The sequence below is a fragment of the Streptomyces sp. BK340 genome (genome assembly GCF_007827595.1).
Taxonomy (GTDB): Bacteria; Actinomycetota; Actinomycetes; order Streptomycetales; family Streptomycetaceae; genus Streptomyces.
On the sequence record NZ_VISR01000005.1, the window covers coordinates 392,227 to 404,408 of the forward strand.

Annotated in this window: 10 protein-coding genes, 1 tRNA gene and 1 pseudogene; 7 read left to right on the forward strand and 5 right to left on the reverse strand. The window is 69.3% G+C overall.

The genetic code is table 11. The features are described from left to right. Nucleotides 1–812: 812 nt before the first annotated feature. The 4 genes from FB157_RS47265 to FB157_RS13705 all read left to right on the forward strand — a co-directional run bounded on the left by FB157_RS47265 (nt 813) and on the right by FB157_RS13705 (nt 5,083). A complete protein-coding gene (locus FB157_RS47265) occupies nt 813–971 on the forward strand; it encodes a hypothetical protein (protein ID WP_186581499.1) in 159 nt (52 codons plus the stop codon). Between the two features lie 143 nt (nt 972–1,114). Beyond that, on the forward strand, nt 1,115–1,645 hold the full coding sequence (locus FB157_RS13695) for a SigE family RNA polymerase sigma factor (protein WP_145879301.1): 531 nt from the start codon (nt 1,115–1,117) through the stop codon (nt 1,643–1,645). Further along, on the forward strand, nt 1,642–2,427 hold the full coding sequence (locus FB157_RS13700) for a hypothetical protein (protein WP_145879303.1): 786 nt from the start codon (nt 1,642–1,644) through the stop codon (nt 2,425–2,427). The genes FB157_RS13695 and FB157_RS13700 overlap by 4 nt, the downstream gene beginning before the upstream one ends. A 220-nt stretch (nt 2,428–2,647) precedes the next feature. Beyond that, the gene (locus FB157_RS13705) at nt 2,648–5,083 is read left to right on the forward strand and encodes a non-reducing end alpha-L-arabinofuranosidase family hydrolase (RefSeq protein ID WP_261386298.1); all 2,436 of its coding nucleotides are present in this window, start codon (nt 2,648–2,650) and stop codon (nt 5,081–5,083) included. Nucleotides 5,084–5,414: 331 nt separating this feature from the next. Here the strand turns inward: FB157_RS13705 and FB157_RS13710 are convergent, their stop codons facing one another. From FB157_RS13710 to FB157_RS13720, 3 genes and pseudogenes are all read right to left on the reverse strand, one after another. Further along, on the reverse strand, nt 5,415–7,190 hold the full coding sequence (locus FB157_RS13710) for an RICIN domain-containing protein (RefSeq protein ID WP_398946655.1): 1,776 nt from the start codon (nt 7,188–7,190) through the stop codon (nt 5,415–5,417). A gap of 273 nt (nt 7,191–7,463) precedes the next feature. After that, nucleotides 7,464–7,688, reverse strand: a pseudogene (locus tag FB157_RS13715) (transposase); the annotation flags it as partial. A gap of 106 nt (nt 7,689–7,794) precedes the next feature. After that, nucleotides 7,795–7,868: transfer RNA gene (locus FB157_RS13720), tRNA-Gly, on the reverse strand. Between the two features lie 304 nt (nt 7,869–8,172). Here FB157_RS13720 and FB157_RS47270 point away from each other — a divergent pair. The 3 genes from FB157_RS47270 to FB157_RS13730 all read left to right on the forward strand — a co-directional run bounded on the left by FB157_RS47270 (nt 8,173) and on the right by FB157_RS13730 (nt 9,500). Next, nucleotides 8,173–8,331, forward strand: a complete 159-nt coding sequence (locus tag FB157_RS47270; protein WP_186581490.1) for a hypothetical protein — start codon at nt 8,173–8,175, stop codon at nt 8,329–8,331. Between the two features lie 82 nt (nt 8,332–8,413). Then, nucleotides 8,414–8,989 (forward strand): dCTP deaminase, encoded by a 576-nt coding sequence (gene dcd, locus FB157_RS13725; protein WP_145879304.1) that lies wholly within the window; start codon nt 8,414–8,416, stop codon nt 8,987–8,989. A 13-nt stretch (nt 8,990–9,002) separates the two neighbouring features. Continuing rightward, a complete protein-coding gene (locus tag FB157_RS13730; protein ID WP_145879306.1) occupies nt 9,003–9,500 on the forward strand; it encodes a phosphoribosyltransferase in 498 nt (165 codons plus the stop codon). Between the two features lie 84 nt (nt 9,501–9,584). Here FB157_RS13730 and FB157_RS13735 read toward each other — a convergent pair whose 3' ends face one another. Together FB157_RS13735 and FB157_RS13740 are read right to left on the reverse strand one after the other, a co-directional pair. Next, entirely contained in the window at nt 9,585–10,622 is a 1,038-nt protein-coding gene (locus tag FB157_RS13735) for a Yip1 family protein (protein WP_145879308.1), read from the reverse strand. Nucleotides 10,623–10,700: 78 nt separating this feature from the next. Further along, a complete protein-coding gene (locus tag FB157_RS13740; RefSeq protein ID WP_145879309.1) occupies nt 10,701–12,128 on the reverse strand; it encodes an FG-GAP-like repeat-containing protein in 1,428 nt (475 codons plus the stop codon). Between the last annotated feature and the right edge of the window lie 54 nt (nt 12,129–12,182).

Consider the following 12,182-nt stretch of genomic DNA (forward strand, 5'->3'; position numbering starts at 1 on the left):
GCGTCGATTTCTCACTTTGCGGCCACAGATATTGTCTTCCGGGCTGCGGTATTGCCGCCGAGCGTCTCCGCTCACAGTGCTGTGACCTCCTTCGACAGCTCGTGCGCGGCCGCTGTCGTCATCGGCGGACGAGATGCCGGCGAAAGCACCGAGACCCCCGAAGCGAGACGTAGGCCACATGGCGATTCCGGCGGGGCGACCGAGGCGCCCTGTGTCCGAAGAAGAGTCGGGCCCTGCAGCTCGGCCGTGGCCGCACCACCGGCAGCGTGATCATCGTCATCGCCGACACGTCCGGCCTGCTGGCCGCCTCGACTCGGCTCACCCGGAGCACCGGGGGACGAATGAGGCGAACACGGCGGCCTCTGCCGGGCGAGCTGGAACGCATGCGAAAGGACGTCCACGACCCCTACTGCGATACCGTCTACGACTCGGTGGACTGGCTCAAAAAGGCCCGGGTCTCGGACCTGGGCCTCAAATCTGGAGCGGGTGACGAGAGTCGCACTCGCGCTCTCAGCTTGGGAAGCGACGGCGCTTGCAGGGGCAGATAGCTTCTGACCTGGGTGTATGTGCTCTGTCGTAGCGCCCGAGTGCGTGGCTGCGGGGGGCGTAGCGCAGCTGACTGCGCTCGCCGTGGTCGGTGCGCCCCTAGGTGGCCGCTCGGGAGGGAAGGGTTGCCGCCGTATCCGATGTTCTTCAGATCCCTTTCGTGCCGTGCACCGGTCGCCGGGAAATCAGCGTCGGGGCGGCAACCTTCTCGTCCCCTGCGGCAACTGGGAGCCGGAAGGCCGAGTCGAACTACCGGATGGACGGGCATGAGGGCAACAAAGCACGCCGCGCCGCAACCGTGGCGCAGGCGCGGACTGGTCACGCGCAGGATCACCGACATCTACGGGGAGCGGCTGACCGTCGAAGGCATCGCCGTGCGGCCGGATGTCGCGCAGCCGACCGGCGTCCAGTTCGCCCCGCATTGACCAGCCCGCCGGTCAGCCTTCACCGGCCCGCAACCGAGCACGAGAGCCGTTCGTGTCCCGGGCTGGGCACTGTTAGGCTGCCGCCCCTATCGTTCAACGCGCAACCAACGCGCACATCATTGCCAGGAGAGGGCGACCGGGGGATGGTCCTCGATGACGCGTCCGCGGAGTTCCACGAATTCTTCGAACGCCACTATGCCGAACTCGCCCGTCTAGCACACCTCCTGACCGGCGAGACCGACGCGGCGGACGACCTCGCGGCGGATGCCCTGGTCGCCCTGTGGCAGCGCTGGGACCGGTTGCGGCAGGCCGACCACCCGCTCGCCTACGCCCGCGGTGTGGTGGCCAACCTGGCGCGGGGACGGATCCGCAGCGCGGTGCGCGAGCGACTCCGGATCACGCTGTTCTGGTCCCGCAGCCCCGAGAAGGTGGAGGGGCCGGACATGGCGGCCGTGCTGGACGTCCGCGCGGCGCTCGCCCGGCTGCCGTTCCGCAAGCGCGCCTGCGTGGTGCTGCGGCACGCCTTCGACCTGTCGGAGAAGGACACGGCGGCAGCGCTGGGCATATCGGTCGGTACGGTGAAGAGCCAGACCTCGAAGGGAATGGCCGAACTGCAAAGGATACTGGGCGCACGAGCGGTCGGGGACCTGGTGGCAGGGAGGAGGAACCGGTGAACGAGGAGATCGCCCGTCGGCTGCGCGAGGCCGCCGAGGCCCACGGGCCCGACCGTGCGAGGATGCTGGCCCGGGTGCAACGCGGCATGGCCGGCCCCGCCGTCCGTCACCGCGCGCGGTCGTTCGCGAGGTCCGGGACCAGGGTCGCGCTCGCCGGGATCGCCGCCACCGGCATCCTGGCGACCGGCGGCCTCGCCGTCGCCGCCATCGTCGCGCACTCGTCGCCGCCGGCCACCGTGACCACGCCTGCCACCCCGTCCCCGACCGTCAGTTCCCCGCACCCGACACCGGGCCGCCCCACCCCCGTCGCGCCGGCCCCGGCCACCACCCCGGGCAGCACGCGCCCGACTCCGTCGGCCACCAGTCCATCGCCGACCGCTGGCGAGAGCCAGAACGGGCCGCTGTGGTCGGCCGGCTCGGTGGACCCGCACAGCACCGTCTACTGGACGCAGAGCAACCTCGCCCTCAAGACGACCCAGCCACTCACCTCGCTCACGATCGAGATGCGTTTCGCGCAGACCGGCGGGGTGCGCAACACCGGCACCTGGCAGACCCTGCCGAGTGGTGACTTCACCGTCACCGCCCAGGAGGCCGGCGGCACGCTGGTTTACCGCTGGGTCCTCAAGCCGGGCCTGACCGTGCCGGCCGGGAGCTATGAGTTCGCCGCCCAGTTCAACCACGGCACCGGCGTGCGCAGTGCCGCGGGCGACGGCTACCGCGTCGACGCGCAGGGTTCGGGCGGCTCCGCGTCGGTCCGGGGAGGGTTCGTCCCGACCCGGTGACCGCCGCTGGGCGGCAAGGGGAGGAGTCCCGCCTGCTGCCCAGCTCGATGGGAGAACAAGTACCCGAACTGCGGGTACGGGGTCCAGTCGGCATAGGTGGCGTCCGTGGTCGGTGACAGCGGCCGTGAAAATTCTTCCCGCGATCGCGGCAACCTTTGTGCACGTGGCGGCAACTGGCGGGTAACCAGGGCCGGATCAAGGCCCGTTGTGCCAGAAGGACATGCCCTTGTCAGATCAGAACCGCTCTCATCGCCGCCGTCCGGCTACCCGCCGCGTGCTCGCCGCCGCCGTGGTCCTCGCCGCCGCGGGTGCCGCCGCACCCCTGGTCGCCCAGGCCGCACACACGCCGAATGCCCGCACGCCGACCCTGGCCGGTGCAGCGGCCGGCAGTGGCCGCTACTTCGGTACGGCAGCGTCCTCGGGCAGGCTCGGCGACGCGACGTACTCCACCATTCTCGACCGGGAGTTCAACATGATCACCCCGGAGAACGAGATGAAGTGGGACTCCACCGAACCGTCCCGCGGGAACTTCAACTTCGGCCCGGCCGATTCGATCGTCGGCCACGCCGCCGCGCACGGCCGGCGGATGCGCGGCCACACCCTGGTGTGGCACTCCCAACTGCCCGGCTGGGTCAAGTCCATCACCGACGCCAACACCCTGCGCAGCGTGATGGACAACCACATCACCACCGAGATGACCCACTACAAGGGCAAGATCTACGCCTGGGACGTGGTCAACGAGGCGTTCGCCGACGGCGGCAGCGGTCAGCACCGCAGCTCGGTCTTCCAGGACGTGCTGGGCAACGGCTTCATCGAGGAAGCCTTCCGCACCGCCCGGAACGCTGACCCCTCCGCCAAGCTCTGCTACAACGACTACAACATCGAGAACTGGACCGACGCCAAGACCCAGGGCGTCTACGCGATGGTCAAGGACTTCAAGTCCCGCGGTGTGCCCATCGACTGCGTCGGCTTCCAGAGCCACTTCGGCGCGGGCGGCCCGCCGGCCAGTTTCCGGACCACTCTGTCCAAGTTCGCCGCGCTCGGCGTGGACGTCCAGATCACCGAGCTCGACATCGCCCAGGCGTCACCGACGGCGTACGCAGGCGCCGTCCAGGCGTGCGTGAACGTCGCCCGCTGCACGGGCATCACGCTGTGGGGCATCCGCGACAGCGACTCGTGGCGCACCGGTGAGAACCCGCTGCTGTTCGACGCGGGCGGCAACAAGAAGCCCGCCTACAACGCGGTGCTCACCGCCCTGGGCGGCAACAGTGACGGCATGCCGGGCGGGGACATCACCTCCGGCACGGTCTACACGCTCTCCGACGTGGCCGCCGGACGCGTTCTCGACGAGCCCGCGGGATACAACGGCAACGGCACCCCGCTCCAGGTGTGGGACGCCAGTGGTGCCTCCAATCAGCAGTGGCGGGCCGGCCGGAACAGCGACGGCTCCTACACGCTGACCAACGTCGCCAGCAGCCGAGTACTGGAGGAGCCGGGCAACCAGACGGGCAACGGGACGAGGATGCAGGTCTGGGACTCGGGCGGCGGCGCCAACCAGCACTGGCGGGCCGACCGCAACAGCGACGGCTCCTACACACTGACCAACGTCGCAAGCGGCCGGGCGCTGGAGATCCCCGGCGGTCGGACCGCCAACGGCACTCCCGTCCAGATCTGGGACTCGGGCGGCGGCGCCCACCAGCACTGGCACCTCAGGACTTCGACGCCCGCGCCGACGGGCGCCGCATGTGCTCTTCCGTCGACGTACCGGTGGTCGTCGACGGGTGCGTTGGCGCAGCCGGCGAACGGGTGGGACGCGGTGAAGGACTTCACCGACGTGACGTACAACGGCAAGCACCTGGTCTACGCGTCGAACGTGTCGGGGTCGTCGTACGGCTCGATGATGTTCAAGCCCTTCACGAACTGGTCGGACATGGCCTCGGCCGGCCAGACCGGGATGAGCCAGAAGGCGGTTGCGCCCACCCTGTTCTACTTCGCCCCCAAGAAGATCTGGGTGCTGGCGTACCAGTGGGGTCCGTGGCCCTTCGTCTACCGCACGTCGAGCGACCCCAGCAACCCCGACGGCTGGTCCGCGCCGCAGCCGCTGTTCACCGGCAGCATCCCCCGCACCGAATCCTCCACCGGCCCGATCGACCAGACCTTGATCGCCGACGACCAGAACATGTACCTGTTCTTCGCCGGTGACAACGGCAAGATCTACCGGGCGAGCATGCCGATCGGGAACTTCCCGGGCAACTTCGGCTCGTCGTACACGACGGTCATGAGCGATACCGAGAAGAACCTGTTCGAGGCGCCGCAGGTCTACAAGGTCCAGGGGCAGAGCCAGTACCTCATGATCGTCGAGGCGCGGGGTGCGAATGAGCAGCGCTACTTCCGCTCCTTCACGGCCTCCAGCCTGAGCGGTTCGTGGACCCCGCAGGCCGCCGGCGAGAGCAACTCCTTCGCCGGCAAGGCCAACAGCGGTGCCACCTGGACCAACGACATCAGCCACGGCGACCTGGTCCGCAACAACCCCGACCAGACCATGACCATCGACCCCTGCAACCTGCAGTTCCTCTACCAGGGCAAGTCCCCCACCGCGACCGGCCCCTACGACCGACTGCCGTGGCGGCCGGGCCTCCTCACCCTGCAGCGCTGACCCGCAACTGCCCCTGCTGACCGATATCGCCCCAAGGAACCCCAGCCGTGTGTCGGCTGGGGTTCCACTCTTTTGTGGAGCAGACGGAGGCCCGTAGGGGCTTGTCCGGCAGACGGGTGTGCTCCTGATCCTGCGCGGCGTGGGTGCCGGCGTCCCGGATCGGCGTTCTGCCGTCACCTGTCAACACCATCATCCCCTTCGCCGAGGCCGCCTCGATCGGCGCCCGCACCGACGGCGGCATGGCCGGCGCCGACCGAGAAGTCCTCAGCCCGACGAAGAGGACGAAATGCGCCCCCATCGAAGAGATGGGGGCGCATTTCATCAGCCTTGCCTACTTGAGCGGCGTGCCGCCCGAGTTGTGGTACGCGATCGTCTTCTTGATCAGGTTTCCGCCGTCGGTCTCGGCCGTGGTCTGTTCCTGCTGCCCTGGACCGAAGAGCAGCCCGGCGACATGGGCGTTCGCGACCTGGCCCATGTGTGCGAAGAACCAGTCCACCTTGTCGTCCTTGTAATGGTTGAGGGTGTTGTTCTGCGCCATGTTGCCCACGGGGATCTGCCACAGGACCACCGGCTTGCCCACGGACTCGGCCATCGTCTTGTAGAACTGCAGCGCGGCGGCGGCCTTCTGGTCGGTCCAGAAGTGGTCACTGCCGCCGTGGGCCGGCTGTGCGTACCAGCCTGCGTCGCGGTCCGACACATCGGTGACCAGGAAGTCGGCGTTCTTCGCTCCGAGGTCCGCGTAGTCCTTGACGCATGCCTGTGTGTTGGTCTGCCAGTCGAAGCAGGAAAGGTGCAGCCCCGCGGCGGTGTTCGGCGCGTACTTGTGCGCCATCGAGATCAGGCACTGGGCGAGTCCGGCGGCGCTGTTCTCCTGCGATCCACAATCCGTCGGATTTGCGCCCGAGACCTGCGCGGCGACGTGGTGCGGATTGCCGAGCGACCGGACGTAGCCCCAGAAGTCGGGCTCAAGGTCGATCGCGTCGTGCGACGTGCCGATCTTCTGGAGGAAGAAACGGTAGTCGTTCAGGTAGCGGGTGAGCAGGTCGGTCCTGTTGATGGCCTTGACCTCGCCCGGGCCGTCGCCCTCGCCTGCCGCATCCCCGAGGTCGCGCAACGAGTACCAGGTCCAGAGCATCTTCTGCGGACGCGGGCTGCCCTTGTACGTCGCCTGGGCCGCCACGGTGTCCCGATAGGTCACGTAAGTGCCGGGCGCCGTGGTGCTGCCGGTCCAGCAGCCCCACCAGCCCGACCACCCGTCGTGGCAGCGCGCTGCCGAGTAGTAGTCCGACGAGGGCGCGGGCTGGCTGTGCACATAGGCGTACCGCACGTCGAACGGCGCGGCGGCCGCCGAGGCGTCGGACACCGAGCCGCCGATGAGCACCGTGCTGCTGCCCATGAAGCGTGTCGTCGAGCCGGCGTCACCGGGCGTGGGAGACGACGGCTGCGTGCCGACACTCCCGGCCGGGACGAGTTGCCACTGCTGATCGGCGCCGCCCCGGTCGCGATCCTGGACGACGTCGCCCCCATCAGCCTTGGCGGCGTTGTGGACCCCGACGGCCATGCCACTGAAGCGATTGATCAAACGCACGTGGTCGTCCGACGACTCGGCCAGTTTGAACTGCTGGTTGGTGCCGTTCAGGTCTTTCCACTGCACGATGGCGGAGCCGGCGGTCTTCGACCAGCCGAGGTCGTCCAGCACCTTGCCGGAGTTCCGGTTCTGCAGCCGGTAGTACCCGTCACCCGCGTCGATGAACCGCCACTGCTGGTTGGCCCCGCCGTGGCGCGCCCACTGCACCACCGCCGCGCCGTCGTTCGCGGCGAAGCCGCGGTCGTCCAGCACCTTGCCGCTGTTGCGGTTGACCAGCACGTACCACTTCTTCAGATCCAGGGTCTGCTGCGCCGAAGCCTGGCTGACCACGACAGCCGAGCCGGCCACGACCACCATGACGAGGCCCGCCCAGAAACCCCGACGCGCGAGCAACCGGCGGCCACGATGCTTCGGGTGACCACCGCGGGCGTGGCCGTCGGCACCGCGGCCGCCGGCGCGGGGCGCCACCGATGGCGTGGGCGGCCTGGGGACATCTCTGTGCTCTCCTTCAAGGGGCATGCCTGTGCTCTCTTTCAGCCGTGCATCTGACCGGACCACCTGGCCGGACAACACTGAGTGGTCCGAGAGGCCGAAAAGGTTGCCGCGAAGAGCCACAGATTTTTTTCCGCCTCGACCGCTTCCCGTCCGCCGCGGAGCACGGCACGGCGAACGCCAGGCGCGGGGGTGTCTTCTTCTTTGTGCAAGCCCGGTGTGACGGGTGGTGTCAGTAGTCGGTGATGCGGGCGCCGGGTGGCCTGCCGGAAGCGGGAGTTGAGGGACTCGATCATGTTCCAGCGGCCAGATGTTCTGGATCGAGTCCGGCAGGCCCTTCAGGCCGTCGCAGCAGGCGATGAGTACGTCCTGCGCGCCGCGGTTCCTCAGCTCCGTCAGACAGGTCATCCAGGCTTTGGCGCCCTCGCCGCCGGTACCCACCCACATGCCCAGCACGTCGCGTTCGCCCTGGAGGTTGATGCCGATGGCGACGTAGACGGGCCGGTTGGCGACCGCTGCGTCTCGCTATTTGAGACGTTCGAGGGCGGATCGCCGAAATTGGCGCCCGCGCGCGCCCCGAATTGGACTAGACAACAAGCAAACCCCAGGCCGCTGACCTGGGGTTTCTCTCTGGAGCGGGTGACGAGAATCGAACTCGCGCTCTCAGCTTGGGAAGCTGATGTTCTACCATTAAACTACACCCGCGTAATACGGACAGTTCGACTCCGCTGAGTTGATGTCCGAACGCTCGCTCACTGTACCTCATCACGGACCCCCGGTGCTCGGACCGCGGGGTCCGTGTGCGTTGGGGGTGTGTCGGGGGTGGGTCCCAGGGGTGGGATCCCCGTGCGGGGCACGCGAGTTGGGGCGTACGGTGGAGGTGTTGGAGTGGGTCCGGGTGGGGCCGGAGCGCCGCCTGGAGAGTCGCCTCTTTGATCCCGTAATGTGGCTTTTGTCGTCAGGGCAGTAAGCCGGATGCGGCTCTTGGGGAAGGGACTTGAGGGACTTGATGGAACGCACCGTCGTTCGCTGTGCGGACGGGCACGTGTTCAGCACCGCTTCGTTCCCGATGCAGCAGGCCGAGCGGCTCGGCCCCGGCCGGCTGGTGAGGTGTCCGCAGTGCGCCCGGCTCCGCAGTGCGGTGCCGGTCACCCTGCAGAAGCGGTAGCGGGCTGGGCGTTGCAAGATCGAGAGGCGCGCGGAGTCGTCACGATTGTCATGGCTCCGCGCGCCTTGCGTATCCTCGGGACGTGCTTCTCTCAGACAAGGACATCCGGGCCGAGATCGACGCCGGGCGGGTGCGCATCGATCCCTACGACGAATCCATGGTGCAGCCGTCGAGCATCGACGTGCGTCTCGACCGTTTTTTCCGGGTGTTCGAGAATCACCGGTACCCCCACATCGACCCGGCCGTCGAGCAGGCCGACCTGACGCGACTGGTCGAGCCCGAGGGCGACGAGCCGTTCATCCTGCACCCCGGTGAGTTCGTGCTGGCCAGCACGTACGAGGTCATCACGCTGCCGGACGATCTCGCCTCGCGGCTGGAGGGCAAGAGCTCGCTCGGGCGGCTGGGGCTCGTCACACACTCCACCGCCGGGTTCATCGACCCGGGGTTCAGCGGTCACGTGACCCTGGAGCTGTCCAACCTCGCCACCCTGCCGATCAAGCTCTGGCCGGGGATGAAGATCGGCCAGTTGTGCATGTTCCGGCTCAGCTCGCCCGCCGAGTTCCCGTACGGCAGCGAGCGGTACGGCTCCCGGTACCAGGGCCAGCGCGGGCCGACCGCCTCGCGGTCCTTCCAGAACTTCCATCGGACCCAGGTGTGAGGTCGACGACGACATGAGTGACGTACGGGAGAACCTGACCTACGAGCGGTTCGGTGCCGCCATCCGTGAGCTGGCGCAGACCATCGCCGACGACGGGTACGAGCCCGACATCGTGCTCAGCATCGCGCGCGGGGGTGTCTTCGTCGCCGGCGGGCTCGCCTACGCCCTCGACTGCAAGAACATCCACCTCGTGAACGTCGAGTTCTACACCGGCGTCGGGACGACGCTCGAGATGCCCGTCATGCTGGCGCCCGTCCCCAACGTCATCGACTTCTCCGACAAGAAGGTGCTCATCACCGACGACGTCGCGGACACCGGCAAGACGCTCAAGCTCGTGCGCGACTTCTGCCTCGACACCGTCGCCGAGGTGCGCTCCGCTGTGATCTATGAGAAGTCCCACTCCCTCGTGAAGTGCGAGTACGTCTGGAAGCGCACCGACGAGTGGATCAACTTCCCGTGGAGCGTCTTGCCTCCCGTGGTGAAGCGGGCCGGACAGGTCCTCGACGCCTAGGCGGCGACAGCAGCGGCGACAACCGCGGTTACGCGAGAAGGGCCCCCGGCACAGTGTCAAGGGCCCTTCTTCTCGTCGTCACGTCTAGAACGTGCCCAGCTTCACTATCGACAGCAGCGCGATCAGCTGGATCGCCGACGCGCCCAGCGCCTTCGGCCAGGGCAGGTCGTGGGACCGGGAGACCATCAGCGTCAGCAGGGCGCCCGCGCCGATCCAGGTGGCCCAGCCGAGCAGCTGGACGAAGCCCGCGTCGCCGCCGAAGAACATGGCGAAGACCAGGCGGGGGGCGTCCGTGAGGGACATGATCAGCATGGACAGGCCGACCGTGGGCTGCCAGGCGCCGTCGCCGCCGAGCTGGCGGGCCAGGGTGTGGGTGACCACGCCCAGGATGAAGGAGCTTATGACCAGCGCGACGGCAGTGATCAGGACGATCGGGACCGCGTTGGACAGCGTCGCGTTGATCGCGTCCGAGCGGGCACCGTCGAAGCCGAAGACGGCGAGCAGGCCGTAGAGGAACGTGACGATCAGGGCCGGGGCCCACATCGTGTAGTCCCGCATCCGCAGGAAGGTCGGGGCCGGGGAGAGGATGATCCCCTTCAGCAGTTCCTTCCAGTGCAGCGGCGGGCCGGTCGGTCCGGACGGGGCGGCCGAGCCGGCGTGGTAGGTCGCGCCCTGGGTGTAGCCGGCGGCCTCGTCGACGGAGAAGGCCTGGGTGTGGCCCGGATTGTTCGCGGCGTACGGATCGTGGCCGCCGTGCGCCTGGCCCGGGTGGCCGCCGTCGCCGAAGTACTCCGGTCCGTCGTCGGCCTGGCCCGGGTAGCCGTACGACTGCCCCTGCGGCGGGTACGACGGCTGCGGCGCCGACGGGTAGCCGTACGACGGGCCCGGGGGCCGGCCTCCGGGCTGTCCGTAGCCCTGGCCCTGGCCCCGGCCGCCGGGTCCGCGACCCTGTCCGTGCCCGTACGACGGTCCCTGCGGAGCCTGTTGTCCCTGGGGGGTGCGGTTGTCCCGGCCCCCGCGTCCGTTCCTGAATCCAGCCACGTCATCGAACGTACCTGGTCCCGGAGAGTGACGTGCCGGGCCCAGGGGTACGGACCCGGCTTTGCGGCCGACCTGTGACATCCCCTAAGGGACCGTCAGGGGACGTGCCAGGGATTCCCCCGGTTCCACCGGCCCTTCACCCGCGCTTCATCGAGCCCTTCACTGGCCCATCAGGCGGCCCAGATGCGGGTGGCCCGTGGCCGGGACGCCGGTCGCCGCCGGGCCGAAGGACACCGCGCCCGTGGTCCGGATGCCGGAGGCCGAGCCGCGCAGGCTCCACACCGCGCCGTCGGAGTCGTTCTCCCCGTGGGCGCCGACGGACAGGTCCGCCCTGCCGTCGCCGTTCAGGTCGGACAGCCGGACCGCCGAGCCGAAGAAGTCGTTGTCCTCGGCGGAGCCGGGGACGCCGGCCGTGTCCTGGGAGAAGGACTGCGCGCCGGTGCCGGTCAGGCCCGCGGCCGAGCCGCGCAGCAAGGTGACGGCGCCGGTCTGCCAGTCGGGACCGATGGCCTCGTAGATCGCGCCGACGGCCACGTCCGCGTACCCGTCGCCGTTGACGTCGCCGACGGAGAGGGAGTGGCCGAACCAGTCCTCGTGCTCGTCGGTGCCGGGGACGCCGGGGCTGTTCTGGGTGATCGTCGCCTGGGGCGTGGTGCGCAGGCCGCTCGCGCCGCCCAGGTAGGCGCGGACCGAGCCGCCGTCGTTCGCGGAGACCGAGCCGGGGGCGGTGGCCGCGACCACGTCGTCGTAGCCGTCGCCGTTGAGGTCGCCGACGGCGGCCGTGCGCCAGGCGCCGCTGTGCACGAAGGTCTGCAGGGACAGGGGCGTGGCGGGGTCCGCCGAGCCCGTGTAGACCAGCTGGCCGTCGTCGTACGTCCGCTCGTCGGTGCCGCTGATCACCAGGTCGTCGATGTGGTCCCCGTTGACGTCGGCGGCGGCCAGGCCCTGGGCGCCGTGGATGACACCGGCCTCCAGCTCGGTCCGCAGCACGAAGCGGGACGCGGCGCCGGAGGCCTTGGTGAAGCCGCCCCTGAGGACCCACACGTCCTTGCCGAGGCTGCCCACGGCGAGGTCGGCACGCCCGTCGCCGGTGAAGTCGCCGACCGCCAGGGTCAGGCCGTACTGGTCGTGTGCCGCCGAGGACCCGGGGCCGGGGACGGTCCAGGCGCCGGAGAGGCCGGTCTTCCCGCCCCAGACGACGACCGCGGTGCCGGCGCCGCCGTTCTCGTCCGGGGTGCCCACGACGAGGTCGGCGTAGCCGTCGCGGTTGAGGTCGCCGGAGGCCAGAGCGGCGCCGAACTCGTCGTCCGTCTCGGCGGTGCCCGGGACGCCCGCGGTGTTCTGGGTGATCACCGTGTGCCGGGAGGCGCTGATCCCGGACTTGGAGCCGTAGTTCACGACCACCGCACCCGCCCGGGCCTTTCCGCCGACCGTGGCCGAGGGGGCGGCGGTGACCAGGTCGCGGTAGCCGTCGCCGTTGAAGTCGTCCGAGAAGCGGGCGGGGGCGGCGGTGGCCGCCGTGGCGGGCAGGGCGGTGAGCAGGCCGGTGGTCAGGGTGGCTGCCAGCAGGAGGGTGCGGGTGCGCAAGGCGGGGCTCCGGGACGAAGGAAGAGGCCGGGCCCGCGGGCGGGCCCGGCCTGT